Source organism: Kitasatospora sp. NBC_00070, from assembly GCF_045041205.1.
GTDB lineage: Bacteria > Actinomycetota > Actinomycetes > Streptomycetales > Streptomycetaceae > Kitasatospora.
In genome coordinates, this window is record NZ_CP108247.1 from 1,583,074 (window position 1) to 1,609,049 (window position 25,976).

At 72.4% G+C, this 25,976-nt stretch carries 23 protein-coding genes; 10 read left to right on the forward strand and 13 right to left on the reverse strand.

What is annotated here, in order from left to right; translation table 11 throughout:
• The first annotated feature begins 12 nt into the window (after positions 1 to 12).
• Positions 13 to 507 carry a Cys-tRNA(Pro) deacylase gene (gene ybaK, locus OHV05_RS07420; protein WP_405016934.1) on the forward strand — a complete coding sequence of 165 codons (495 nt, stop codon included), beginning with the start codon at positions 13 to 15 and terminating at the stop codon, positions 505 to 507.
• Between the two features lie 245 nt (positions 508 to 752).
• On the opposite strand, the gene OHV05_RS07425 is transcribed toward ybaK, so the two are convergent.
• The 6 genes from OHV05_RS07425 to OHV05_RS07450 all read right to left on the reverse strand — a co-directional run bounded on the left by OHV05_RS07425 (position 753) and on the right by OHV05_RS07450 (position 6,784).
• Positions 753 to 1,415, reverse strand: a complete 663-nt coding sequence (locus OHV05_RS07425) for a hypothetical protein (protein WP_405016935.1) — start codon at positions 1,413 to 1,415, stop codon at positions 753 to 755.
• Positions 1,416 to 1,464: 49 nt separating this feature from the next.
• On the reverse strand, positions 1,465 to 2,277 hold the full coding sequence (locus OHV05_RS07430) for an ABC transporter permease (protein ID WP_403041766.1): 813 nt from the start codon (positions 2,275 to 2,277) through the stop codon (positions 1,465 to 1,467).
• A 49-nt stretch (positions 2,278 to 2,326) separates the two neighbouring features.
• Entirely contained in the window at positions 2,327 to 3,253 is a 927-nt protein-coding gene (locus OHV05_RS07435; RefSeq protein WP_405021407.1) for an ABC transporter ATP-binding protein, read from the reverse strand.
• Between the two features lie 168 nt (positions 3,254 to 3,421).
• A complete protein-coding gene (locus OHV05_RS07440) occupies positions 3,422 to 4,459 on the reverse strand; it encodes an NYN domain-containing protein (protein WP_403041763.1) in 1,038 nt (345 codons plus the stop codon).
• Between the two features lie 199 nt (positions 4,460 to 4,658).
• Positions 4,659 to 5,696, reverse strand: coding sequence for an aspartate-semialdehyde dehydrogenase (locus OHV05_RS07445; RefSeq protein WP_405016936.1), 1,038 nt, complete (start codon positions 5,694 to 5,696; stop codon positions 4,659 to 4,661).
• Between the two features lie 224 nt (positions 5,697 to 5,920).
• A complete protein-coding gene (locus OHV05_RS07450; protein WP_405016937.1) occupies positions 5,921 to 6,784 on the reverse strand; it encodes a dihydrodipicolinate synthase family protein in 864 nt (287 codons plus the stop codon).
• Between the two features lie 71 nt (positions 6,785 to 6,855).
• Here OHV05_RS07450 and OHV05_RS07455 point away from each other — a divergent pair, with 71 nt between their 5' ends.
• Both OHV05_RS07455 and dnaE read left to right on the forward strand, forming a co-directional pair.
• Positions 6,856 to 7,749: a LysR family transcriptional regulator gene (locus OHV05_RS07455; RefSeq protein WP_405016938.1), complete on the forward strand. Its 894-nt coding sequence runs from the start codon at positions 6,856 to 6,858 to the stop codon at positions 7,747 to 7,749.
• A gap of 46 nt (positions 7,750 to 7,795) precedes the next feature.
• Positions 7,796 to 11,353: a DNA polymerase III subunit alpha gene (gene dnaE, locus OHV05_RS07460; RefSeq protein ID WP_405016939.1), complete on the forward strand. Its 3,558-nt coding sequence runs from the start codon at positions 7,796 to 7,798 to the stop codon at positions 11,351 to 11,353.
• 10 nt (positions 11,354 to 11,363) lie between these two features.
• On the opposite strand, the gene OHV05_RS07465 is transcribed toward dnaE, so the two are convergent.
• Complete coding sequence (locus OHV05_RS07465) at positions 11,364 to 12,212, reverse strand: helix-turn-helix transcriptional regulator (RefSeq protein WP_405016940.1); 849 nt, start codon at positions 12,210 to 12,212, stop codon at positions 11,364 to 11,366.
• A gap of 140 nt (positions 12,213 to 12,352) precedes the next feature.
• On the opposite strand from OHV05_RS07465, the gene OHV05_RS07470 reads away from it, so the two are divergent.
• Positions 12,353 to 13,132: an NAD(P)H-dependent oxidoreductase gene (locus OHV05_RS07470; protein WP_405016941.1), complete on the forward strand. Its 780-nt coding sequence runs from the start codon at positions 12,353 to 12,355 to the stop codon at positions 13,130 to 13,132.
• A 12-nt stretch (positions 13,133 to 13,144) separates the two neighbouring features.
• On the opposite strand, the gene OHV05_RS07475 is transcribed toward OHV05_RS07470, so the two are convergent.
• A complete protein-coding gene (locus OHV05_RS07475; RefSeq protein ID WP_403041744.1) occupies positions 13,145 to 13,600 on the reverse strand; it encodes an Lrp/AsnC family transcriptional regulator in 456 nt (151 codons plus the stop codon).
• A gap of 169 nt (positions 13,601 to 13,769) precedes the next feature.
• Here OHV05_RS07475 and OHV05_RS07480 point away from each other — a divergent pair, with 169 nt between their 5' ends.
• Complete coding sequence (locus tag OHV05_RS07480; RefSeq protein WP_405016942.1) at positions 13,770 to 14,771, forward strand: asparaginase; 1,002 nt, start codon at positions 13,770 to 13,772, stop codon at positions 14,769 to 14,771.
• 79 nt (positions 14,772 to 14,850) lie between these two features.
• Entirely contained in the window at positions 14,851 to 16,188 is a 1,338-nt protein-coding gene (locus OHV05_RS07485; protein WP_405016943.1) for a DUF2252 domain-containing protein, read from the forward strand.
• A 333-nt stretch (positions 16,189 to 16,521) separates the two neighbouring features.
• Here OHV05_RS07485 and OHV05_RS07490 read toward each other — a convergent pair whose 3' ends face one another.
• A complete protein-coding gene (locus OHV05_RS07490) occupies positions 16,522 to 17,433 on the reverse strand; it encodes a transporter substrate-binding domain-containing protein (protein WP_405016944.1) in 912 nt (303 codons plus the stop codon).
• 238 nt (positions 17,434 to 17,671) lie between these two features.
• On the reverse strand, positions 17,672 to 18,298 hold the full coding sequence (locus OHV05_RS07495; protein WP_405016945.1) for a dienelactone hydrolase family protein: 627 nt from the start codon (positions 18,296 to 18,298) through the stop codon (positions 17,672 to 17,674).
• 120 nt (positions 18,299 to 18,418) lie between these two features.
• Between OHV05_RS07495 and OHV05_RS07500 the strand changes: the two genes are divergently transcribed.
• Entirely contained in the window at positions 18,419 to 20,071 is a 1,653-nt protein-coding gene (locus OHV05_RS07500; RefSeq protein ID WP_405016946.1) for an alkaline phosphatase D family protein, read from the forward strand.
• 48 nt (positions 20,072 to 20,119) lie between these two features.
• Here OHV05_RS07500 and OHV05_RS07505 read toward each other — a convergent pair whose 3' ends face one another.
• The 3 genes from OHV05_RS07505 to OHV05_RS07515 form a co-directional block, all read right to left on the reverse strand.
• Positions 20,120 to 20,497 (reverse strand): hypothetical protein, encoded by a 378-nt coding sequence (locus OHV05_RS07505; protein ID WP_405016947.1) that lies wholly within the window; start codon positions 20,495 to 20,497, stop codon positions 20,120 to 20,122.
• Positions 20,498 to 20,631: 134 nt separating this feature from the next.
• Positions 20,632 to 21,486 (reverse strand): ABC transporter permease, encoded by an 855-nt coding sequence (locus tag OHV05_RS07510; protein ID WP_405016948.1) that lies wholly within the window; start codon positions 21,484 to 21,486, stop codon positions 20,632 to 20,634.
• Positions 21,483 to 24,287 carry an alpha/beta fold hydrolase gene (locus OHV05_RS07515; RefSeq protein ID WP_405016949.1) on the reverse strand — a complete coding sequence of 935 codons (2,805 nt, stop codon included), beginning with the start codon at positions 24,285 to 24,287 and terminating at the stop codon, positions 21,483 to 21,485. Before OHV05_RS07515 ends, OHV05_RS07510 begins: the two co-directional genes overlap by 4 nt.
• 118 nt (positions 24,288 to 24,405) lie before the next feature.
• Between OHV05_RS07515 and OHV05_RS07520 the strand changes: the two genes are divergently transcribed.
• From OHV05_RS07520 to OHV05_RS07530, 3 genes are all read left to right on the forward strand, one after another.
• Positions 24,406 to 24,783: a VOC family protein gene (locus tag OHV05_RS07520; protein WP_405016950.1), complete on the forward strand. Its 378-nt coding sequence runs from the start codon at positions 24,406 to 24,408 to the stop codon at positions 24,781 to 24,783.
• 59 nt (positions 24,784 to 24,842) lie between these two features.
• Complete coding sequence (locus OHV05_RS07525; RefSeq protein ID WP_405016951.1) at positions 24,843 to 25,208, forward strand: DUF488 domain-containing protein; 366 nt, start codon at positions 24,843 to 24,845, stop codon at positions 25,206 to 25,208.
• 61 nt (positions 25,209 to 25,269) lie between these two features.
• The gene (locus OHV05_RS07530; RefSeq protein WP_405016952.1) at positions 25,270 to 25,911 is read left to right on the forward strand and encodes a DUF6461 domain-containing protein; all 642 of its coding nucleotides are present in this window, start codon (positions 25,270 to 25,272) and stop codon (positions 25,909 to 25,911) included.
• The last annotated feature ends 65 nt before the right edge of the window (positions 25,912 to 25,976 follow it).

The following is a 25,976-nucleotide window of genomic DNA, read 5'->3' on the forward strand; positions in this document are numbered from 1 at the left end:
AGGCTCGGCCCGATGGCCAAGAAGCAGCAGCAGCGCGGTGGCGGCACCCCCGCGACGGTGGCCCTGGAGGCGGCCGGGGTGGCCTTCACCGTGCACGCGTACCAGCACGACCCCGCCGCCGCCTCGTACGGCGGGGAGGCGGCCGAGCTGCTCGGCATCCCGGCGGAGCGGGTGTTCAAGACCCTGGTCGCCGAGGTGGACGGAAAGCTGACGGTCGGCGTGGTCCCGGTCTCCGGACAGCTCGACCTCAAGGCGCTGGCCCACGCGGTCGGCGGCAAACGGGCGGCGATGGCCGACCCGGCGGCGGCCGAACGCAGCAGCGGCTACGTCCTCGGCGGCATCTCCCCGCTCGGGCAGCGGCGACCGCTACGGACCGTCGTCGACGAGACGGCGCTCGCGCATCCGACGGTGTACGTCTCGGCCGGCCGCCGCGGCCTGGAGGTCGAACTGGCCCCGGCCGCCCTGGTCGCCCTGACCTCCGCGGTGGTCGCACCGATCGGTCGCTGACCGCTGCACCTGGCAGGCGCTCAGCTTTTCCAGGGCGTCCGGTTGCACTGTCCAGGGGCTCGGGGCTCTGCTGTTGTGCGGCTCCGCCGCGTGGGCGAGGAGATCTGGTGTGCGGGTCACTGCGAAAGTCCCTGACCACCTACGCGACGATCACCTTGCAAGGGCCGGCGTCGCCCACGCGGCGGAGCCGCAGATCAGCAGAGCCCCTGGCGCCGTAGACCCGGAGCGCCTGCCAAAAAGGCTGCCTAGGCCTGTGGCTGCTGCCATTGGGGGCCGGCCCAGTAGGGCAGGGGGTCCTGTTCGCGTTTGCCGAAGGCGGCGGAGAGGGCGAGGAGGGTGACCATGGCGGCCATCGGCCAGACGAGCAGGGCGCCGTGGGCGCCCAGTTCGAGGGCGGCGCTGAACTCGACGCCCTGGCCGGCCTTCTTGGCGTTGGCGATCACGTCCGTACCGGGGCCGAGCCGGGTGCCGAGCTGCCAGGCCAGGGCCGAACCGGCCAGGCCGCCGATGGCCAGGCCGACCGCGACGGCGATGCCGCCGCCCCGGCGGCGGGTGAGCAGGAAGGCGGCGAGTGCGCAGAGGACACCTGCGGCCAGCGCGATCAGGGCGAAGGTGCCGTCGGCGCCGGCCCGCTGCTCGCCCTCGGGGTCGACGTACCGGATCGCGTCACTGCCGGCCACCAGCATCACCCGGGGTGCCAGCCAGAGCCAGAGCAGGCCGGCCAGCGCCCCGACCGCCACCCCGGCCAGGGTGGTGAGTGCGCCGATCCGCAGCTCGGGCCCGAGCGGGCGCCGTTCGCGGGCGGGCATCGGCGGCGGCAGGTACGGGTCCGGCTGCGCGGGGTACGCCGGGACGGAGTCCCGGGGCGGCTCGGCGGCGGAATCCGCAGGAGTGTTCGGTACGGTCACCGGGCCATCGTTTCACGACTGGCGCGTTCGAGGTCGAACACCGGGGGTCTCAGCGGGTGGCGGCCCGGCGGTAGGCCCAGGTGGCGACGGTCAGCGAGACCAGGCCGACCGCGCCGCAGACCGCCAGGTCACCGAGGACCGCGGCCCAGTCCGGCGCGGTGGCGAAGCTCTCGGCGAAGGCCTCGACCCCGTAGGTGGAGGGCAGCAGGTCGCGCAGCAGCCGGACGAACCCGGGCAGCTGGGCCACCGGCAGCACGCCGAGCAGCAGCGCGGCCGACATGCCGAGCTGGCCGAGCAGGGTGGCGATCTCCTGACGGGGCGCCAGCAGTCCGCAGGCCGCGCCGAGGCCGGCCAGCGCCGCGCCCGCGAGCGGGACGACCGCGAGCAGCACCCAGAGGTGGCCGAACGGGAGCGCGAACATCCAGGCCCCGACCCCGGCGGTGACCAGCGCTCCTGGCACGGTGAAGGAGGCGTACGCGGCAGCCGCGCCGAGCACCACCGCGGCCGGGCGGACCGGCAGCGTCGCGTAGTGGTCCAGGCCGCCGGTGGCGCGCAGCCGGCCGAAGTACTGGGCCAGCAGGTTGAGGGCCACGAAGGCGACCACCAGCACGCTGGAGCCGGCCACCACCGAACGGGCGGCCGGGACGTCCCCCGGGTCCACCACGCCGCGCATCATCAGCAGGATGCCGAGCGACTGGAAGGTCGCCACGAACAGCAGCGGGATCCGGGCCACCTTGGCCCGGGCCAGCTGGGCCCGGTAGACGGCGGCCAGCGAGGGCAGCAGCCGGGCGGCCGGGGCGAGCGGCGCGGCGGTGTCCTCGGCCGGAGCGGTGAGCGCCCAGGGCGCGTCGAGCACGGTCACCGGGGCGGCCTTCCGAGAGGAGTGATCCAGGAACAGAACCGACGGGGGCTCACTTCGCCAGCCCCTCGTGCCGGCCGCCGAGCTTGAGGTACGCGTCCTCCAGGCTCGGGGTGGCCAGGGTGAAGTCGTCCAGGGCCGCGAAGGCCGGTCCGGTGGTGACGGCGGCGACCAGTTCGCGGGCCTCGTCGGGGGTGGTGCGGACGGTCCAGCGGCGGCCGGAGCGGACCGCCCGCTCGGCCAGCCGGGCCACCGCCGGGACGTCGAGCGGGGCCTCGGTGCGCCAGACCAGGTCGAGCCGGACGTCGCCGTCGACCAGGGCCTTGAGGCCGCCGGGGGTGTCGCAGGCGATGATCCGGCCCTCGTCCACCACCGCGACCCGGTCGAGCACGGTCTCCGCCTCGATCACGTTGTGGGTGACCAGCAGCACGGTGGTGCCGTGCTCGGCCCGGCGCCGGTCGAGCGCGGACCAGACCGCCCGGCGGGCCACCGGGTCCATCCCGCTGGTGGGTTCGTCCAGGACCAGCAGCGGCCGCTCCCCCACCAGCACGGCGGCGAAGCAGGCCAGCCGGCGCTGACCGCCGGAGAGCTTGGCGAGCGGGCGGCCGGCGATCGCGGTCAGGCCGAGTTCGGTGAGCACGTCGGCGCTCGCGCTCCGGGCCCTGGCCCGGGTCAGGCCGCGCAACCGTCCGGTGGTCTCGGCCGCCAGCGCGACGGTGAGCTCGTCCAGCGCGGTCGACTCCTGGCCCAGGTAGCCGAGCAGCCGGGCGGCCCGCTCGGGGTGCCGGACGATGTCGTGGCCGAGGATGTCGATGGAGCCCCGGTCCGGCCGGAGCAGCCCGGTGAGCTGGCGGACCAGGGTGGACTTGCCCGCGCCGTTGGGTCCGAGCAGGCCGAAGACCTCGCCGCGTCGGATGTCCAGCGCGATGCCGTCGTTCGCCCGGATCTCGCCGTCCTTGCTGCGGTAGGTCTTGGCCAGGTCTCGTACGGTGCAGCACTGCCCGGCAGGCTGGTGGCCCGGACCGCCGAGGTCGCCCTGCGGCGTGGGCCGTGCTGCCCGCCGGTCGGTGTCGCTCACGGTCGAAGACTCTACGCGCTGGCCCGGAGGAACCGGACAAGGGGGTTGTTTCGACTGCCCCGGCCGGCCCTACTCCTGGGCGACCGCCAGGTCGGGGCGGGGCACCCGGTCGGCGAAGGCCTGCCAGAAACCCGCCCGGATGGCGTACCTGTCTTGCTCGTCGATCTGGTCGTCCTTCGCCGTGAGCAGGCCGAACCGGGCGGCGTAGCGCAGCAGTTCGGCGTCCAGGCGGTGCGGGATGCGCGGGTGGTCGGTCCAGAGCGGGAGCAGTTCGGTGCTCCGGGGCAGCCGGGACAGCCAGCGGCGGGCGAACACCGCGCCGACCTGCTGGGCGTCGCCGGGGACGGCGGCGCTGTCCTCCTCGCGGTCGGACCAGCGCTGTTCGGGGCTGGTGAGCTCGGCCAGCGTGGGCGGCGCGGGGGTGAGCCGGGCCGAGGACCAGCGCAGCACCAGGGCGGGCGGGACGGTGGGGGCGGGCCGGGTGGCCAGGTCCCTGGGGGTGGGAACGACCCGGAGTTCCGGGGCCCGCACCGGGGCCGGTACGGGGGCCGGGCCGGTCTCCCGGAGCTGGGCCCAGCGTTCGACGAAGGCACGGTCCAGCTCCCGCCGCTCGTCCGCCTCGGCGACCAGGTCCTCGGACTGGTTGAAGTCACCGTCCACCGGCTGGACCGCCCAGAGGTGCACCACCACGCCGTGCTCCTTGGCGCACACCATGCCGGGCAGCAGGTCGCCGTCGCCGCTGAGCAGCACCAGGTCGGCGCAGGCCCGATTGTGGGCCAGCTCGGTGAGCTCGGCGTGCATCGCGGCGTCCACGCCCTTCTGCACCCAGCGCCCCTCGGCCCGGGTGAGCGCGCCGAGCCGGACGGTGACCCGGGGCAGGGTGCGCAGCCGGCGGTGTTCGGGCAGCGAGCGCCGGTCCGGGGCGGCGTCGAACCAGTAGATCCGCAGCAGCGGCAGCCCGGTCTCCGCCTCGGCCCGCTCCGCCAGTGCGGTGGCCAGCGCGGCGTGATCCACCGTCAGCCGGGCCCGGACGGGGTCCCCCGCCAGCAGGTTGGCCGCCGCACCGAGCAAGTACCCCGCGTCCACCAGGACGACGCACCGGTCCACTCCACACCACTTCCCTCCGGAGGGCCGCACCGCGCGGGGAAACGATGTGGGGGCCCGCACGGCCGCCGACGTCCCGGCGGTCGGGGCGAGCACCGCCGGTGGGCACTCTCTACCCCCCGATCGGCTGGTGAACCGTTCCGCCGGGCCCGCCCGGCGCGGCCGGAGGTCCCGGGACGCACCGGCCGGGCCGGACGGAGTGTCAGCCCCGGCGCTCGGCCAGCTCGGCCGCGACCAGCTCGGCGATCTGCACCGCGTTCAGCGCGGCGCCCTTGCGCAGGTTGTCGTTGGAGAGGAACAGCGCGAGGCCGTTCTCCACCGTCTCGTCGACCCGGATCCGGCCGACGAAGGACGGGTCCTTGCCGGCCGCCTGGAGCGGGGTCGGGATCTCGGACAGCTCGACGCCCGGGGCCTTGGCGAGCAGCTCGTACGCGCGCTCGACGCTGATCGGGTTGGCGAAACGGGCGTTCACCTGGAGCGAGTGGCCGGAGAACACCGGGACGCGCACGCAGGTGCCGGAGACCTTGAGGTCGGGGATCTCCAGGATCTTGCGGGACTCGTTGCGGAGCTTCTGCTCCTCGTCGGTCTCGAACGAGCCGTCGTCCACCAGGTTGCCCGCGAGCGGGACCACGTTGAAGGCGATCGGCCGCTGGTACACGCCCGGGTCGGTGGCCTGCACGGCCTCGCCGTCGAAGGCCAGCCGGTCGGCCTGCTCGGCGATCTCGCACGCCTGCCGGTGCAGCTCGGCGACGCCGGCCAGGCCGGAGCCGCTGACGGCCTGGTAGGTGGTGGCGACCAGCGCGGTCAGCCCGGCCTCGTCGTGCAGCGGGCGCAGCACCGGCATGGCGGCCATGGTGGTGCAGTTCGGGTTGGCGATGATGCCCTTGGGGCGGTTCGCGATCGCGTCCGGGTTGACCTCGGAGACCACCAGCGGGACCTCGGGGTCACCGCGCCAGGCCGAGGAGTTGTCGATCACGACCGCACCGGCGGCGGCGGCCTTGGGGGCCAGCGCCTTGGAGGTCGAGCCACCGGCAGAGAAGATCACGATGTCCAGGCCGGCGTAGTCGGCGGTCTCCGCGTCCTCGACCGTGACCTCGCCGTCCCCCCAGGGCAGCGTCTTGCCGGCCGACCGCGCCGAGGCGAACAGCCGCAGCTCCGTCACGGGGAACTCACGCTCCGCCAGAATGCTGCGCACCACTCCACCGACCTGGCCGGTGGCGCCCACGATGCCGATCTTCATCGGGTTTCTCCTCCTGTGTTGTGCTCGATCAGAATCCGCACACTCCGCCCATCATGCCTGGTCGGGCGGGTCGGGCGGTACGGCGTTCCAGTGGGTGAACGGGCGGTGCACCGGCCGTCGGCGGCGGCGGGCGGAAATCCGGCGGCCGCCACCACCGGACGCCCCCGATTCGCCGGTGCCGGGCCGGTCGGGAGGGAAGAATCCGACCGGCCCGCGCGGTGCTGTCAGCCCGTCAGTTCCGCCAGTACCGTCAGCGCGGCGGCCACCGACGCCGGCCCGGCGGGCAGCAGCGGCAACCGGACGTCCGGGGTGGGGATCCGGCCCTGGGCGTGCAGCACGCCCTTGATCACGGTCGGGTTGGGCTCGGCGAAGCAGGCGATCGAGAGCCGGGCGAGCCGGTGGCCCAGTTCGCGCGACCCCCGGCCGGTCGCCAGCTCGACGAAGCGGTCGGTGGCCAGGTGGGCCGAGGCCAGGATGCCGCCGGTCGCGCCGAGCGCGAGCAGCGGGGCGAGGAAGGGGTCGTCCCCGGCCAGCACCGCGAACTGCGGCGGCAGGTCGGCCAGCAGCGCGACGGTCTCCTGGTCGATCCCGCCGGCCGCGTACTTGACCCCGGCGACGTTCGGCAGCGCGCCGATCCGGCGCAGCGCGGCGGCGCCCAGGGCCTGACCGGTCCGGTACGGGATGTGATAGACGATCAGCGGCACCGGGCTCCCGGCGGACAGCTGCTCGAAGTGCGCCAGCGCGCCGGCCTCGCCCGGCCGGGTGAAGGCGGGCACGGTGACCAGCGCGGCGTCCGCGACGCCGGCCAGCCCGGCCAGCGCCTCGACGGTGCGCCGGGTGTCGTTGCCGCCGGTGCCGACGGTGAGGACGGCGCCGTACTCGGCGGTGGCCTTGGCGCACACCTCGACCACGGTGCGCCGCTCGGCCTCGTCCAGGGTGGCCACCTCGGCGGTGGTGCCAAGCGCGACCAGCCCGGCCGCGCCGTCGGCCAGCGCCTGCCGGGCCAGCTGCTCCAGGGCGGCCACGGCGAGGGTGCCGTCGGCGGCGAAGGGGGTGACCAGCGGGACGTGGATTCCGTGCAGTTCCATGCCGTCGAGCCTGCCGCCCTTCACTGTGCAGGTCCAGTTCACATCTCCGACGGTTCTCGTAAGCTGAGCCGATGCTCGACGTCCGCCGCCTGCGGCTGCTCCGTGAACTCGCCCACCGCGGCACCATCGCCGCCGTCGCCGAATCGCTCGCCTTCAGCCCGTCCGCCGTCTCCCAGCAGCTCTCGGTGCTGGAGCGGGAGGCCGGCGTGCCGCTGCTGGAGCGGACCGGCCGCCGGGTCGCGCTCACCCCGGCCGGGCGGAACCTGGTCCGGCACGCCGAGGCGGTGCTGGAGCGGCTGGAGCTGGCCGGGGCCGAACTGGCCGACGCCCGGAGCGGGTTGGCGGGCCCGCTGCGGATCGGCACCTATCCCTCGGCGGCCCGGGCGATCATCCCGGCCGCCCTCGCCGCGCTCGCCCGGGAGCACCCCGGGCTGGAGCCGATGGTCACCGAGGTGGACCCGGCGGAGGTCGCGGCGATGCTGCGCTCCGGCGAGCTGGACGTCGCACTGGTGCACGAGTACGACTTCGTGCCGGCCGACCCGCAGCCGGGGCTGGCCACCGAGTCGCTGTTCACCGAGGCGATGTACCTGGCGGCCCCGTCGGCCGGGACGATCGCCGACCACCGGGATTCGCCGTGGATCGTCGCGCCGCACGGCACGCTCTGCCACGCGATGGCCGTCCGGGCCTGCCAGGCGACGGGGTACACCCCCCGGATCCGGCACCAGATCGACGATTTCGGCACGGTTCTGGCGCTCGTCGCGGCGGGCCAGGGAGTGGCTCTCGTCCCCCAGCTGGGAGTGGCCGACGCGCCCTCCGGCGTGGCCCTCAGCAGGCTCCCGATGGCCCGCCGGACCCGGACCGCGTACCGCGCCGGAGCGGCCCGTCACCCGGCCGTGGCGGCCTTCGTCACAGCTCTGCAAACGGCGCTCCCGAGTGGCCTGCGGTGCTCAACGGACCTCTGTTGAGCGGCTAGGGTGGAGCCTTCCTTCGAGCCTGAGGAGCCGTCCCACCGTGGCCGACAGCTTTGTTCACCTGCATGTCCACACCGAGTTCTCGATGCTGGACGGAGCAGCGAAGAACGGCAAGCTGTTCGCGGAAGCGGAGCGGCAGGGCATGCCCGCGATCGCGATGAGCGACCACGGCAACATGTTCGGCGCGTACGAGTTCTTCCAGACCTCGAAGAAGATCGGCAGCGTCAAGCCGATCATCGGCATCGAGGCGTACGTCGCGCCCGGCTCGCGGTTCGAGAAGAAGCCGGTGTTCTGGGCGCCCGGCGGCCAGCGGCAGGTGAGCGCCGACGGCGAGGGCGGCAAGGACGTCTCGGGCGGTGGCCGGTACACCCACATGACCATGTGGGCGCAGAACGCCACCGGGCTGCGCAACCTCTTCAAGCTCTCCTCCCTCGCGTCGATGGAGGGCTACTACATGAAGCCCCGGATGGACCGCGACCTGATCGCCGCGAACGCCACCGGGATCATCGCGACCACCGGCTGCCCGTCCGGCGAGGTGCAGACCCGGCTGCGGCTGGGCCAGTACGAGGAGGCGGTCAAGGCCGCCGACGCCTACCAGCAGATCTTCGGCCGGGAGAACTACTTCCTGGAGCTGATGGACCACGACCTGTCCATCGAGCGGGACGTCCGGGACGGTCTGCTGCGGATCGCCAAGCAGCTGGACATCCCGCTGCTGGCCACCAACGACTCGCACTACGTGACGGCCGATCAGGCCGACGCGCACGACAGCCTGCTCTGCGTCGGCGTGGGCAAGAACAAGGACGACCCGAACCGCTTCAAGTTCAACGGCAGCGGCTACTACATCAAGACCCCGGAGGAGATGCGCGCGCTCTTCTCCGAGCTGCCGGACGCGTGCCGCAACACGCTGGAGATCGCCGACCGGATCGAGCCGTACGACGAGGTCTTCAACTACGTCGACCGGATGCCCCAGTTCGACGTGCCGGAGGGCGAGACCCAGGCGTCGTTCCTGCGGCAGAAGATCAAGGCCGGCCTCCAGCACCGGTACGGCGACAGCCCGAGCCAGGAGGTGCTGGACCGGATCGAGCTGGAGATGGGCGTCATCTCCCCGATGGGCTTCGACGCGTACTTCCTCGTGGTCGCCGACATCTGCCAGTACGCCCGCGACAACGGCATCCCGGTCGGCCCGGGCCGTGGTTCGGCGGCCGGCTCGATGGTCTCGTACCTGACCCGGATCACCGAGCTGGACCCGTTGGAGCACGATCTGCTGTTCGAGCGGTTCCTGAACCCCGAGCGCATCAACCCCCCGGACGTCGACATCGACTTCGACGACCGCCAGCGCGACCAGATGGTGCGGTACGTCACCGACAAGTACGGCGAGGCGTACACCGCCCAGGTGAACACCTTCGGCACCATCAAGGCCAAGGCGGCCGTGAAGGACGCCAACCGCATCCTCGGCTACCCGTTCGCGATGGGCGACCGGATCACCAAGGCGATGCCGCCGGACGTGATGGGCAAGGGCGTGCCGCTGGCCGACCTGTTCAACGAGAAGCACCCGCGCTACAACGAGGGCACAGAGATCCGCTCGCTCTACGCGAACGAGCCGGACGTCAAGAAGATCATCGACACCGGGCTCGGCATCGAGGGCCTGATCCGCGGCACCGGTGTGCACGCGGCCGCGGTGATCCTCTCCTCGACCCCGCTGCTGGAACTGATCCCGCTGCACAAGCGGGACAAGGACGGCGTGATCATCACCGGCTTCGACTACCCGTCGTGCGAAGCCATGGGTCTGATCAAGATGGACTTCCTGGGTCTGCGCAACCTGGGCATCATCGACCACTGCATCAAGATCGTGAAGTCCAACCGCGGCATCGACGTCGACATCGAGAAGATCCCGCTGGACGACCCGACCACCTACCAACTGCTGGCCCGGGGCGACACCCTGGGCGTGTTCCAGCTCGACGGCGGGCCCATGCGGGCGCTGCTGAAGCTGATGAAGCCGACCGAGTTCGCCGACATCTCCGCCGTCTCGGCGCTGTACCGCCCGGGCCCGATGGGCATGAACTCGCACACCAACTACGCACTGCGGAAGAACGCCCAGCAGGAGATCATCCCGATCCACCCCGAGCTGGAGGCCCCGCTCGCCGAGGTGCTCGGCCCCACCTACGGCCTGATCGTCTATCAGGAGCAGGTGCAGCGAGCCGCCCAGGTGCTGGCCGGCTACAGCCTCGGACAGGCCGACCTGCTCCGCCGCGCGATGGGCAAGAAGAAGAAGGAGGTCCTGGAGAAGGAGTTCGTCCCCTTCCACGCGGGCTGCAAGGAGCGCGGCTACTCGGACGAGGCGATCCAGGCCGTCTGGGACGTGCTGGTGCCGTTCGCCGGCTACGCGTTCAACAAATCGCACTCGGCCGCGTACGGCCTGGTCTCGTACCAGACCGCCTACCTGAAGGCGAACTACCCCGCCGAGTACATGGCCGCCCTGCTGACCTCGGTCGCGGACGACAAGGACAAGATGGCCGTCTACCTGGCCGAGTGCCGGTCGATGGGCATCAAGATCCTCTCCCCCGACGTCAACGAGTCGGTGGAGGACTTCACCGCCGTCGGCACCGACGTCCGGTTCGGCCTCAAGGCCGTCCGCAACGTCGGTACCAACGTGATCGACTCGCTGGTCAAGACCCGGAAGGAGAAGGGGAAGTACGCCTCCTTCGCCGACTTCCTGGACAAGGTCGAGCTGGTGGTCTGCAACAAGCGCACCGTCGACTCGCTGATCAAGGCCGGCGCCTTCGACTCGCTCGGCCACACCCGGCTCTCGCTCACCACCGTGCACGAGAACGCGATCGACGCCGTCACCGGCGTCAAGAAGCAGCAGGCGATCGGCCAGGACGACCTGTTCGGCGCGATGGACAACGGCGAGGACGTGCCGACCATCGGGCTGGACTTCGAGCTCTCCGACCGCGAGTGGCCGCGCAAGCAACTCCTCAGTCTGGAGCGGGAGATGCTCGGCCTGTACGTCTCCAGCCACCCGCTGGACGGCGCCGAGCACATCCTCTCCCGCAACCGCGACGTGTCGATCGCCGAACTGCTCGGCTCCGGCCGCACCGAGGGCGAGGTCCGGCTGGCCGGCCTGGTCACCGCGGTCGACCGCCGGATCAACAAGGCGGGCAACGCCTGGGCGATCATCACCCTGGCCGACCGGGACGGCTCGGTCGAGGTGCTGTTCTTCCCGGCTTCCTACAACCTGATGTCCGACCAGATGGTCGAGGACAACGTGATCTCGGTCCGCGGCCGGCTGAACGAACGCGACGGCTCGCTCAGCATCTTCGGCCAGGAGATCACCAGCCTGGACATCTCCTCGGCCGAACACGGCGGCAAGCCCCCGATCCTGATCACCGTCCCGACCGGCCGGGTCAACCCCGAGATGATCGCCGAGTTCAAGACCACCCTCCGCTCCCATCCCGGCGACGTCCCGGTCCGCCTGCTCACCACCGGCCGCGACAAGAACGTCCTCTACGAACTCGGCTTCCTGGTCAGCCCCGACAACGGCGCCTTCGCCTCCGAGGTCAAGACCCTGCTGGGCCCGTCCGCCTGGAGCAACGCCTGACCCGTCCCGGCTACTCGCGGACCCGGGCGTCGGCGGTGGGACGGGCCTCGACGGTGCCCGGGCCCAGGGTGGCGAGCAGGCGGAGGCCGTCCTCGGTGGGGGTGCCGGGGGCGGCGGAGAGGACGATCAGTTCCATGCCCGACTCGTCCGGCAGGGCGAAGTTCTCCTGGTGGAGGTCCAGCGGGCCGACCAGGGGGTGCCGGTAGGTCTTGCGGCCGTGGGTGCGGGTGCGCACGTCGGCGCGGGCCCAGAGGCGGCGGAAGCGTTCGCTGCCCATCGCCAACTCGCCGATGAGGGAGGCGAGTCGGGGGTCCTCGGGGTACTTGCCCGCGGCCAGCCGCAGGTGGCCGACCACGTCGAGGGTGCAGTGCTCCCAGTCCGCGTAGAGGCCGTGCTCGGTCTCCTCCAGGAAGAGGTTCCGGGCGATGTTCAGGCCCGGTATCGACCGGCCGTAGAGCAGTCCGGCGAGGCGGTTGCCGGCGAGCACGTCCAGCCGGTGGTCCATGATCAGCGCGGGTGCGTCGGCGACCAGGCCGAGCACCCGCAGCAGCTCCGGCCGGACCCGGCCGCCCGGGACCTTCGCCCGGCGGCGGCGCTTCCCGGCGAGCCGGCAGAGGTGGTCGCGTTCGGTCCCGTCGAGGCCGAGCACCCGGGCGAGCGCGTCGAGGACCTGCCCGGAGGGCTGGGTCGCGCGGCCCTGCTCCAGGCGGACGTAGTAGTCGACGCTGACCCCGGACAGGTGCGCGACCTCCTCGCGGCGCAGCCCCGCCACCCGGCGGCGGCTGTCGGTGGGGATGCCGACGGCGGCCGGGTCGACCCGGGAACGCCGGGTCCGCAGGAAGCCCGCAAGATCGTCCATGCGTCGAGTATGGCCCCGCCGGCGCTCCGTGAGGGTGGCCCTGCCAGTACCAGGAACCCCGGTCCGACGGAAGCGGCGCCCCTGAACACCGGCCGCCGCAGCGCCCAGGATCGAGAGCACCCGATCCGAAGGAGCACCCCGTGAAGACCCTCATCGTCCACGCCCACCCGGACCCGAAGTCGCTCAACAGCTCGCTGAAGGACCTGGCGGTCTCCACCCTGACGGCCGCCGGGCACGAGGTCCGGGTGAGCGACCTGTACGCGATGGACTGGAAGGCGACCGTGGACGCCGCCGACTACGGCTCCGAAGCCTCCAGCCCGCTGCGGGTCGCCCGGGACTCCGGCCGGGCCTTCGAAGCCGGGACGCTCAGCCCGGACGTCCGCGCCGAGCAGGAGAAGCTGCTCTGGGCCGACACGATCGTCTTCCAGTTCCCGCTCTGGTGGTACACCATGCCCGCGATCCTCAAGGGCTGGGTGGACCGGGTGTTCACCCACCGCTTCGCCTACGGCGTCGGCGAGCACAGCGCCACCAAGTACGGCGAGCGCTTCGGCGAGGGCACCCTCGCGGGCCGGCGGGCCCTGCTCTCGGTGACCCTCGGCGGCCCGGAGTCGCACTACTCCGCGCGCGGGATCAACGGACCGATCGACGACCTGCTGTTCCCGTTCCAGCACGGCGTCCTCTACCACCCGGGCGTCGAGGTGCTGCCGCCGTTCCTGCTGTACAGCGCCGACCGGCTGACCCCCGAGGACTACCCGGACGTCGCCAAGGCGTGGCAGGAGCGCCTGCTCACCCTGGAGTCGACCGAGCCGATCGCGTTCCGGCGGCAGAACTTCGGCGACTACGAGATCCCCTCGCTGCACCTCAAGGAGGGCCTGGAGCCCGTCGGCCGGACGGGTTTCGGGTTGCACGTACGCGGCTGACCGGACGCCCCGTCAGCCGCCGACCGGCAGGCCGCTCGGCTCCTTCACCCGCTTCATGATGATCTGCGAGTTGACCTCGGTGACCCCGGTCAGCGTGGTCAACCGCTCGATCCAGAGCCGCTCGTACGCCTTCAGGTCCTCGACCGCGATCCGCAGCAGGCAGCCCGGGCTGCCGAACAGCCGGTACGCCTCGATCACATCGGGGATCTCCTGGAGCGCGGCCTCGAACGCCTCCACCGCCTCCCGCTCGCGGCGGACCTCGACCGAGACCAGCACCTCGAAGCTGCGGCCGACGGCGGCCGGGTCGATCACCGCGCGGTAGCCCCGGATCACGCCGTCCTGCTCCAGCTGGCGGACCCGGCGCATGCACGGCGAGGGCGTCAGCCCGACCCGCTGGGCCAGCTCCTGGTTGCTCAGTCGGCCGTCGCGCTGGAGCTCGCGCAAGATATCCCTGTCAATCTGATCCATCACGCGCTCATCTTGCGCACTTTCGATCGGGCTGGCAAGAATTCGCGATCGCATTGCGCACCGGTGCCGGTATTCTTGCCGGTGAGCGTTCCGCCACCCGCGGAGACCAACAGACAGCCCGGCCCCGGCAAACAGCCGGTGTCGGGCTGTTCCCCTTCTGGAGGCACCCATGGCACGGATCGTCGTGATCAGCACCGGCGGGACCATAGCCAGCCGGTGGCAGGGCTCCGGCTTCGCCGCCGACGCCGACGGCAGCGAGGTGATGGCGACCGCCGCCGTCCCGGCGGGCGTCACGGTCGAGGTGGTCGACCTGTTCAGCGTGAACAGCCCCCGGCTGACCAGCCTGCACCAGTTGGAACTGCTGCACACCGTGCACCGGGTGCTCGGCGACCCGGGGGTGGACGGCATCGTGGTGACCCACGGCACCGACACCCTGGAGGAGTCGGCCTTCCTGCTCGACCTGCACCACACCGACCAGCGCCCGGTGGTGCTGACCGGCGCGCAGCTCCCGCTGGACGCCGCCGACGGCGACGGGCCCGGCAACCTGCACGACGCCCTGCTGACCGCCGCCACGGCCCGCGGCCTGGGCGTGCTGGTCGTCTTCGACGGCGAGGTGCACGCCGCCCGGGGCACCGTGAAGACCCAGACCGTGGCCCCGAACGCCTTCACCGACCCCTCCGGCGACCGGCTCGGCGACGTCGGCTTCGGCCGCGCCCTGATCATCCGTCAGCCCGAGCGCCCGACCCCGCTCGCACTCCCCGCCGTCACCACCGCGCCGCCCCGGGTGGACATGGTGATGCACCACTCGGACGCCGACCCGGTGCTGTTCCGCGCCGCCGTGGCCGCCGGGGCGCAGGGCGTCGTGCTGGTCGCCACCGGCGCGGGCAACGCCACCCCGGAGTTCGTCGACGCGGTCGCCGACGCCACCGCGCAGGGCGTGCTGGTCGCGCTGACCACCCGGGTGCAGTCCGGTCCGGTCACCGAGATCTACACCCACGGCGGCGCGGTAGACCTGGTCGCCGCCGGCGCCGTACCGACCGGCACGCTGCGGGCCGGGCAGTCCCGGATCGCCGTGCTGGCCGCGCTGCTCGGCGCCACCGACCGGGCCGAGCGCACCGAACTGCTCCGGCACGCGCTGGCGGCCCACCGCAGCGCACTCACCCACGCCTGAGCCCCGGCCGGGGAACCCGTCCGAATACTGTGGCGTCATCCGTTCCAGGACCGACGCACCAGCACAGAGGACGATCACCATGCAGCAGCAGAACGCGGCCGAGCGCGAGCCCGAGCGGGCCGAGACCATCCTGCGGGTCTTCGACCAGGCCTTCGGCCGACTGCTGGCCGAGGACCCGGCCGCGTTCAAGGTGAAGTTCCGCAAGATGGCCGCCTCGGCGTTCGCCTTCTACCGGGGCACCGCCGGGCTGTACTACGCCGACCTGACCACCGCCCCGTTCGAGTCCTTCGGCGCGCCGTACCTGGACGAGCGGACCAGCCGGGTCTGGATCCACGGCGACCTGCACGCGGAGAACTTCGGCACCTACCTGAACGCCGAGGGCCGACTGGTCTTCAACGTCAACGACTTCGACGAGGCGTACGTCGGCGCCTTCACCTGGGACGTCCAGCGGCTGGCCGCCAGCCTGGCCCTGCTCGGCTACGCCAAGGCGCTCTCCGACCACACCATCGCCGAGCTGGTCCGGGCCTTCGCCAACGCCTACCGGTCCCGGATCGCCGCCCTCGCGGCCGGCGCACCGGCCGAGGCGTACACCCTGGACACCGCCGAGGGCCCGCTGCTGGAGACCCTCCGGCAGGCCCGGCTGCAGACCCGGGTGGCACTCCTGGAGCGGGAGACCGTGGTCGAGGGGTACGAGCGCCGGTTCCGCTCCGGCGGCGGCGCGATCCCGCTGGACGACGCCACCCGGGCCGAGGTGCTGACCGCCTTCGAGCAGTACCTGGCCACCCTCCCCCCGGCCACCCGCACCCGCCCGGACGCCCTCCGGGTCAAGGACGTGGTCGGCCGCCGGGGCATCGGCATCGGCAGCGCCGGCCTGCCCTCCTACAACGTGCTCCTGGAGGGCCACACCGACGCCCTGGAGAACGACGTGGTGATCTACCTGAAGCAGGGTCAGACCCCGGCCGTCTCCCGGCACGTCACCGACCCGGAGATCCGCGACTGGTTCACCCACGAGGGCCACCGCACGGTGATCTCCCAGCGCGCCCTGCAGGCCCACAGCGACCCCTGGCTCGGCTGGGCCACCCTGCGCGGCCACGGCATGCTGGTCGCCGAGGTCTCCCCCTACACCGCCGACCTGGACTGGACCGACCTCACCGAGACGGCCGACCTCCGCGACGTGGTCACCCACCTCGGCCGGGCCACCGCGGGCATGCACGCCGCCGCCGACGAGTCCTCCAGCGGGCACGGCCTGGTGCCGTTCTCCACCGAGCACGCGATCGACGCCGCGATCGGCGACGACACCGCCGACTTCGCCGACATGCTGGTCTCCTTCGCCCTCACCTACGGCGACCGCGCCCGCCGGGACCACCAGATCTTCGTCGACCTCTTCCGCAACGACCGCATCCCCGGCCTCGGCTGACCCGCCTTTCGGCAGGTGCCCAGCCCGCAACGGAGTCAGGGGCTCGGGGCTCTGCTGTTGTGCGGCTCCGCCGCGTGGGCGACGCCGGCTTCGGGAGAGGTGATCCGTTCAGGGGTGGTCAGGCACTTTCGTCTGTGACCCGAACGCCAGATCTCCTCGCAGTTCCCCGAGCCCCTGGACCGTAGATGCCCGAGCGCCTGCCAAAGGCTGCGCCTGCCGGAGAGCGGTCCTGACCCGCCGTCCGCTCGGCACCCCGCTACCTCAGGGGTGCCGCCCCACCGATGTCGTACCTTCCAGCGCGCCCGGCCGCCGCCTCCGGCCGGGCGTCCGCACTCACTGGCTGCCGTTCACCACCGAGTTCTGGATCGCACCCGCACCCAGCTGACGCTTCGCCAGCAGCTCGTCGTACGTACCGTTCCTGATCAACGCGTTCATCGCCTTCATCAGCACGTCCCGCAGTTCGCGGTCGCTCTTGCGGACCGCTATCCCGAACGGACGGGACTGGATCTGCGGTCCCGCCAGGTCGTACGTCTTCCCCTCCCCGATGGTGGTGGCGTTGTGCTGCGCCTTCGGGTAGTCGGTCACGTAGACCTCGGCCGTCCCGGTGCGCACCAGCTCCAGCGCCTCCGCGTCGGCGCTCGTCTCGAGCATCTTGAGCAGCTTGCCGGTGTGCTCGCACGCCTTCTGCTGCCTGGCCACCAGGTCGTTGTGGGTGGTGCCCTTCTTCACCGCGACGCTCCGGCCGCACAGGTCGTCGATGGCCGCGACCTTCTTGGGGTTCCCCTTGCTGACCACCATGCCGATACCGGCCATGAAGTAGTCCACGAAGTCGACGCCCTCGTTGATCTGCTGGTCGTTCTTGTCGACGCCCAGCTGGCGCTCGCGGGTGTCGGTGATGCCGGACATCCCGATGTCGTACTTCTTCTCGAACAGCCCGGGCAGCACGTTGGCGAACGGCCCGGCGTCCTCGAACTCGAACCGGACCCCGAGTTCCTTCTCCATCGCGGCCGCGAGGTCGACGTCCAGACCGTCCGGCTGGCCCTGCGCGTTCTGGAAGATGACCGGGGCGGCGGTGAAGGACCCGCCCACCCGGATCACCCCGGCGGTCCTGACCGCCTTGGGCAGCCGGTCGTGCAGCGAGACCTTGTCGCCCTGCGGACCTTCCGAGCCGCAGCCGCTCAGCAGCAACGCGCCCACCACCGCGACGCCCGCCACCTGACCACTACGACTGGTGAATTGGCTCATGTAATCGCTTCTCCCGACTGATCGACGCACCACGCGGCGGGTTCGGGACAGGCGACGGCGACGCACACCGACGGGACCTCGCCGGCCCCGCTCCGGTGAAATCCCACTCCGCGTGCCGAAACGGCCGGGCCGGAGCCCGACGACGCCCCAGGACGGGAATGCCGGTCAGACTATAAGCCACCATGCTCACGCCAGTTCGTACGGGGGCTGTGCACGGCGTACAACGTCGGTTCCGCCGTCAGCCCGCGGCGATCTCGGTCAGGAAGGCCAGCGCGACCGCCCAGGTCCGCTCGGCCGCTTCGGCGTCGTGGTCGGGCAGTTCGGGATCGGTGTACAGGTGACCCGCGCCCCGGTAGCGGTGCACCTCGACGTCGGCGCCCGCCTTGCTCAGGTTCAGGTACCAGGCGTTCAGCCAGTCCTCCGACTCGAACGGGTCCGGGTCGGCCACGTGCAGCTGGACCGGGATCTCGGTGGCGGCGTCCTCCCGGATGTCCGAGGTGCCGTGCAGGAGCAGCAGCCCGAGCGCCTTGTCGTCGGCCAGCGCGAGGTTCTGCGCCAGCGCGCCGCCGAGCGAGAAGCCCGCGTAGACCAGCCGGGCGTCGGCGGTGAGCAGCGGGGCCACCTCGGTCACCGCACGGCGCAGCAGCTCCTCGCTGCCGATCTCCTCCTTGTACGCCATCCCGGCCTCGACGTCGTCGAAGACCCGGCCGTCGTAGAGGTCCGGGGTGTGCACCCGGTGGCCGGCGGCACGCATCCGGTCGGCGGCCTGGTGCACCGCCGGGCGCAGGCCGTACGCGGAGTGGAAGAGGACGATCTGAGCCACGTCTGGTTCCTTCGGAGTCAGCTGTTCGAGGTACCCGACCATCATCACCCACCGGAGCCGCCCGGTCCGGACCGGCCGCGCCCGCGACGCCGGGGTGAAGAGCCGACGAACAGTCAGTCCGCGCTCTGGACAACTACTTACCGTTCAGTAGCCTTGCTGGACGTGACTGAGCCCACCGATGCCCTGTCCCTCGCCCGGCCGCGTCGCCGCCGGGTCCTCCAGGCCGCCGCACTCACCGCCGGTGCCGCCGCCCTTCCGTTCGCCGCCGCGGCACCGGCCACCGCCGCTGCCGCGCCGGAGTTCCTGCACGGGGTCGCCTCGGGCGACCCGCTCCCCGACGGGGTGGTGATCTGGACCCGGCTCACCCCGGCGCCGGACGCCACTCCCGGCTCCGGCAACGGCGCCGACACCCAGCTGACCTGGCAGGTGGCGAGCGACCGCGACTTCGCCACCGTGGTGGTCTCCGGCACGGTGACCACCACCGCGGCCACCGACCACACCGTCAAGGTGGACGTCCGGGGCCTCCGCCCGGCCACCAGCTACTGGTACCGCTTCACCGCCGGCGCAGTCGGCTCCCCGGTCGGCCGCACCGCCACCACTCCGGCCACCGACGCGGCGCTCGGCCGGCTGCGGCTCGGCGTGGCGTCCTGCGCCAACTGGGAGGCCGGCTACTTCTCCGCGTACCGGCACCTGGCGGCCCGGGGCGACCTGGACGCGTTCCTCTTCCTCGGTGACTACATCTACGAGTACGGCACCGGCCAGTTCGCCGCCCGGGGCACCGTGGTGCGGCCGCACGCGCCCGCGCACGAGATCCTGGATCTGGCCGACTACCGCACCCGGCACGGCCGTTACAAGACCGACCCGGACCTCCAGGCGCTGCACGCGACCGTGCCGACGATCGCGATCTGGGACGACCACGAGGTGGCCAACGACGCCTGGTCGGGCGGCGCGGAGAACCACACGCCGGGCACCGAGGGCAACTGGGCGGACCGGGTGGCCGCCGCCAAGCAGGCGTACTTCGAGTGGATGCCGGTCCGGCCGTCGATCGCCGGGACCACCTACCGGCGGCTGCGCTACGGCAAGTTGGCCGACCTCTCGCTGCTCGACCTGCGCTCGTTCCGCAGCGCGCAGGCCAAGGCGGCCACCGGCGAGGTCGACTCGGCCGACCGCACCATCACCGGCCGGGCCCAACTCGACTGGCTGAAGGCCGGGTTGTCCGCCTCGGACACCAGCTGGCGGCTGGTCGGCAACTCGGTGATGATCTCGCCGGTGGCCTTCCTCTCGCTGCCCGGCTACCTGCTCCGGCCGCTCGCCCAGCTGCTCGGCCTGCCCGCCGAGGGCCTGGCGGTGAACCCGGACCAGTGGGACGGCTACACCCACGACCGCCGCGAACTGCTCGGCCACCTGAGCTCGCACGGCATCCGCAACACCGTCTTCCTGACCGGCGACATCCACTCCGCCTGGGCCGCCGACGTCCCCAACGAGGCCGCCACCTACCCGGCCTCGGGCAGCGCGGCGACCGAGTTCGTGGTCACCTCGGTGACCTCGGACAACATCGACGACATCCTCAAGGTGGCCCCGCAGACCGTCTCGCTGCTGGCCGCCGCCGCGATCCAGGGCGCCAACCGGCACGTCAAGTGGGTCGACCTGGACTCGCACGGGTACGGCGTCCTGGACGTCACCCCCGAGCAGGTCCAGATGGACTACTACGTCCTCTCCGACCGCACCCGCCGCGACGCCACCAGCAAGTGGACCCGCGGCTACCGCACCCGCACCGGCACCCAGCAGATCGAACGGGTCTGGTCACCCCGCTGACCGAACGGGCCGGTCACCCCGCCGAGCGGGGGTGACCGGCCCGGCTGCTCACGCCTCCCGCAGGTAGACCTGCACCTCCACCGGCGCGTAGCCGCGGTAGGTCCAGCTGAAGGTCTTCGTGGTCCCCTTCGGGCAGGCCTTCGCCTCGTCCACAGTGCCGCCGTCCCGGAGCGTGGTGTACGCGTAGGCGCACTGCCCGTCCGCGTCCACGTCCTTCACGGAGCCCTGGACGGTGGTGTAACTCGGCGTGCTCTCCAGGTGGTTGCACTCGGTGTAGGAGACCTGTCCACCGCTGGTGCTGATCTTGTAGCTCTGGCAGGAGGCGGCCGCGGTGGCCGCCGGGACGGACAGGCCGGTGCCCGCGAAGGCGAGGGCGGCGGTCAGCAGCGAAACGGCGGCGAGACTCTTCTTGCGGGGACGGTACACGGGGGGCCTTTCGGCTCGCGGAATCCGGCCCGCCACGGATCAGCGGCGGGCGTCAGCCCACCGGCCACCCGGTGAGCTGACGCGATCTTCCTGCCATGTCCTTGCAAAGACCTTGCAGGACCGCCGACCCACCGTCAGGAGACCACGTCCTTGCGGGCGAAGCCCCGGAACGCCAGGGCGACCAGCACCACCGCGTAGCTGACCGAGAGCGTCACGCCCTGGAGCATGCCGCCCCACTCCAGCTTGGGCTGCAGCGCGTCCGCCCAGGCGTACTGCCAGTGCGCGGGCAGCCACTGCCGCAGGTCGCCGAGCGCCGTCACGGCGTCCAGCACACCGGTGATGATGGACAGGAAGACCGCCCCGCCGACCGCGCCCAGCGGTGCGTCGGTCACCGTGGAGAGCCAGAACGCCAGCGCGGCGACGACCAGTTCGGCCAGGAAGACGTACGCCACCGCGATCCCCAGCCGGGGCAGCGCCTCGGCCGCCGGGAGGGTCGCCCCGGTCGGCAGCCGCAGATCGCCCCAGCCGTACGCGGCCGTGCCGACCACCAGCCCGACCAGCGGCAGCAGCAGGACCGCGCCCGCCGAGAAGGCCAGCCCGACCGTCAACTTCCGGGCCAGCAGCCGGGACCGGGGCACGGGTGCGGCCAGCAGGTAGCGCAGCGAGGACCAGCCCGCCTCGGAGGCCACCGTGTCGCCGCAGAACACCGCGACCGGGATCACCAGCAGGAAGCCGGTGCCCATGAACAGCAGGGTGACCGAGAAGTTCACCCCCGAGGCGGTGGCCAACTCGATGAAGCTGGTCCGGCCGTCCCGGCCCGGCGTGTTGCCGCCGAGCTGGAACGCGGCCAGCACGATGAACGGCAGCGCCGCCAGCACCCCGCCCATCACCAGCGTGCGGCGGCGGCGCAGTTGGCGCACCGCCTCCACCCACAGCGGCAGCGTGCGACGGGCCCGGTAGCCCGGGGCGTGCTCCACCACGGTGCTCATGCCGTACCCCCGATCAGTGACAGGAACGCGTCCTCCAGCCGGCGGTGCGGTCCGACACCCTCCACCGGTACGCCCAACCTCACTAGCTCCGCCACCAGTTCACTCGCCGTCATCCCGTCCAGTCGTACCAGCAGACCCTGCTCGACCGCCTCCGCCGCACCCACGCCCGGCAGTTCGGCCACCTTCTCCGCCACCTCGGTGGCCGGGGTGGCCACCAGCAGCAGTTCGCCGCCGCCGATGATCTCGGCCACCGGCCCCGCGCTGACCAGCCGGCCCCGGTCCATCACCACCAGGTGGGTGCAGCTCTGCTCGACCTCGGAGAGCAGGTGGCTGGAGACGATCACGGTGCGCCCGGCGGCCGCGTACCGGATCATCACCTCGCGCATCTCCCGGATCTGCGGCGGGTCGAGACCGTTGGTCGGCTCGTCCAGGATCAGCAACTCCGGCATGCCCAGCATCGCCTGGGCGATCGCCAGCCGCTGCCGCATGCCCTGCGAGTAGGTGCGCACCGCGCGGTCCAGGGCCTCGCCCAGGTCCGCGATGGCCAGCGCCTCCTCGAAGTGCGCGTCCTCGACCGGGCGGCCGGTGGCCTGCCAGTACAGCCGCAGGTTGGCCCGGCCGGTCAGGTGCGGCAGGAAGCCCGCGCCCTCCACGAAGGCGCCCACCCTGGAGAGCACCGGTGCGCCGGGGCGCACCGCGTGGCCGAACAGCCGGATCTCCCCCTCGTCCGGCTGGATCAGCCCCATCAGCATCCGCAGCGTGGTGGTCTTGCCCGCACCGTTCGGCCCGAGCAGACCCAGCACCTGGCCGCGCTCCACCCGGAAGCCCAGCTCCCGGACCGCGTACCGGTCGGCGGAGCCGTGGTAGCGCTTGCTCAACCCGCTGATCCGGAGCGGCACTTCGGCCAGTGCCGGGTCGTACTTGGCCACCTTGGTGCGCCGGAACCTGACCAGCAGCAGGGCGGCCACCGCCAGCGCGAGCAGCGGCAGCACCCAGACCCGGGCGGGCAGTGGCGCCGCCTCGGTCCGCAGCCCGTCCACCGTCGGTACGGTCAGCGGTCCGGCCACCGAGATCCGATAACCGGCCGGCTCGACCGGCGAGGCGTACCCGAGGTCGCTGCTCGCCAGCACCAGCCGCAGTCGGTGTCCGACCGCGAACTCGTGGTCGACTGCGGGCAGTTGGACGGTCACCGACCTCCCGGCCGCCGCGCCGGTGACCCGCAGCGGGGCGGCCAGCTGCTGCGGCAGGGTCTGCTTTCCGTCGGGCCCGAGGTCGTACAGCTTGGCGAACAGCACCGCGTCCGGCCGGTCCGCCTGGACCTGGACCGCGACGGTGGGCGCACCGGTGAGGTGCAGCGTCGAGTCGAGCGGCGCGGAGTCGAAGCTCGCGAACTGGCCCGGGAAGTCGATCGCCAGGCCGGCCCCCACCGAGGAGAGCTGGCTCAGCGCGCCGATGCCGGGCACGGCGGAGATGTTCGGCGGGGCGCCGCCGGGCGGGTTGGCGATGGTCTGCTCACGGCCGGTCAGCTGCACCGTCCGGGCCGCGGTCCCGCCCAGACCCGGGTAGCTGTCGGCGCTCGCGCCGCGCAGCACCGCCTCGAAACCGGTCGAGTCCAGCCCGCCGGTCCGGGTGACCCGGAAGGCCGGGCCGGTGTCGTTGTCCTGCTTCTTCAGGTAGTGGTCGAACCAGGCGGTGACCCGGCCCTCCACCCGCTCACTGCCCTCGGTGCCGCCGTCGTGCCCACCGGCGAACCAGTCCACCGCGACGGGTGCCCCGTTGGCCGCCACCGCCTTGGCGATCCGGTCGCCCTGGTCGAGCGGGAAGAGCGAGTCCTGCTGCCCCTGCACCACCAGGGTCGGCACCTTGATCCGCGCCGCCACCGAGGACGGGCTGGACCGGTCCAGCAGCGCCACCGACTCGGCGTCCGCCCGCCCGGTGGTGGCCACCCGGTCGTACATCGCGCACAGCTCGTCCGAGAACCGGCCACAGCCGACCGGACCGTCCTGCTGCTTCGGCTGACCTCCCGTCAGACCGCCGGCCGAGCCGGTGGTGAAGAAGATCCCGGCCCACAGCTTCTTGAACACCCCGTCGGTGCCACCCGCACCCGCCGGCTGCGGGCTCTGCTCCGTACTTCCCTGCGGGCTCTGCTCGCTGCTTCCCTGCGGGCTCTGCTCGCTGCTTCCCTGCGGGCTCTGCTCGCTGCTTCCCTGCGGGAACAGAGCCTCGTTCAGATTCCACCAGGTGATCTGGCTCGACACCGCGTCGATCCGGGAGTCGTACGCGGCGCCGAGCAGCGCGGCCCCGCCGCCGTACGAGGCGCCGGTGATGCCCACCCTCGGGTCGCCCGGTGCGTCGAGCTGCACCTCGGGGCGCTGGGCCAGCCAGTCCACCAGCCGCTGCACGTCGGCGATCTCCCGGTCCGGCGCGTCCAGGCCGATCTTCCCGGTCGAGGCTCCGAAGCCCCGGGCCGACCAGGTCAGCACCGCGTACCCCTGCCGGGCCAGCCGCTCGGCCTGGTCCCGTTCGCCGTCCTTGCTGCCGCCGAAACCGTGCGCGAGCAGGACCGCCGGGCGCGGGGTGCCACCCGTGGTGAAGAACGAGGTGTCGATACTGACCTGCTCCGCCGAACCGGGCGTCTCGGGCATCGAGAGCCGCTGCTCCTGCTGCCGGACCGCCGTCTGTCCGTCACCGCCGACGGCCACCGCCGCGCCGCCGACCACCAGCACCACACCGGCCGCCGCCCCCGCGATCAGCCGCCTGCGCCCGGGCCGCCACCGACGCCACACCCCACCGAATCCCATGGTCACCGACCCTAGCCGCCCGCGCGGTAGGAAACCTGTAAGTCTCGCGCGCGACCCGCCTCACCACCAGCGGTTTATCCCATGGACGATCATCTGACCAACCGTCATAGTGTCCGCCATGGCATCTCTCATCCATCACGTGACCATCGACTGCGCCGACACCTACCGGCTCGGTTCCTTCTGGGCCGAGGTCCTCAACACCAAGCTCGCCGACGACGACAAGCCCGGTGACCCCGAGGCCCTCATCGTGGGCGACCGGATCGACCTGCTCTTCGTCGCCGTCCCCGAGGGCAAGGCGGCGAAGAACCGCCTCCACTTCGACATCCAGCCCAGCGACCGGACCCGCGACGAGGAGGTCGAGCGCCTGCTCGCCATCGGCGCCACCCTGGTCGCCGACCGTCGCCGCCCCGACGGCTCCGGCTGGGTCACCCTCGCCGACCTCGAGGGCAACGAGTTCTGCGTCGAGCGCAGCGCCGCCGAGCGCGCCGCCGTCTGACACCCCGACGGTCGGAGCGGCACCGCCGCTCCGACCGGACCGGCGCCTACGCTCCCCTCATGCCCACCATCCACCTCGGCCGGGTCCACGACCCCCACCGCCCCGAGGACGGCGCCCGGATCCTGGTCGACCGCCTCTGGCCGCGCGGCCTGAGCAAGGAGCGCGCCGCACTGGACGGCTGGCCGAAGCCGCTCACCCCGTCCACCGAACTGCGCCACTGGTACCACGACGGCGGCGACTTCCCCACCTTCCGCACCCGCTACCTCGCCGAGCTCGCCGCCCCCGAGGCCCAGGCCGAACTCGCCTCCCTGCACACGCGGTCGGCCGCCGGCCCGATCGTCCTGCTGACCGCCGTCAAGGACCTCGACCACAGCCACGCGGCCGTTCTGCGCGAACTGCTGGCCCATCCCCCGACCACGCGCTGACCCCTCGTCCGCGGCGACCCAGGGTGCGGGTGTGTCGGTGTGGTGCGGCAGGATCGCCGGCATGACGGACGGAATCGCCTGGCTCGCGGAGCCACAGAGCATCACCTTCGGCGGCTACAGCGTGACGCTGGCCCGGGGGCTCGGGGTCGAGGCACTGGCGGCGCGGATCGCGGCCTCGGCCCAGTGGTCGAAGCGGACGGTACGGCCGGCCGGGGAGCTCACCGGGGACGGCCTGGTCGAGGCATTGGAATCGGAGTACGGGGACACCTGGGACGGGATCGGCCTGCGCCTGGGTGCGAGCGACGGGTGGACCTTCGCGGTGGCGTACGGCGGCTGGTTCGGGGAGTTCCGGAACGATCCGGCGATCTCCGAGGGCGGGGCCGAGGTCTTCCGGGTCGAGTACGAGGAGGAGAACGGCAAACCGGTGCCGCCGACCTTCCGCTACCACCGCGACGGCCGGACGGTGTGCTCGTTCAACCTCCACCTGGACGACTCCTGGGGCGACGGGCAGGTCGAAGGGGACCCCGAAGTCACCGGCCCGGTCAAGGAGTTGCTGACCGCCGAAGGTCTGCCGAACGACGAGACCGAGAACCGCGAGGTGCACCGGACCACCCTGGCGGTGCTGGAGCGGCACTTCGGTCTGACCCTCCCCCGGGCCCTGGTGCTGGAGGCCCCGCTGCCGGCCGTCCTGCTCACCGACTAGTCGGCCGCCCCTGGCCCGCAGGCTCGGACCACGTCACCGGTCCCGGCCTGACGGACGGGACCGGT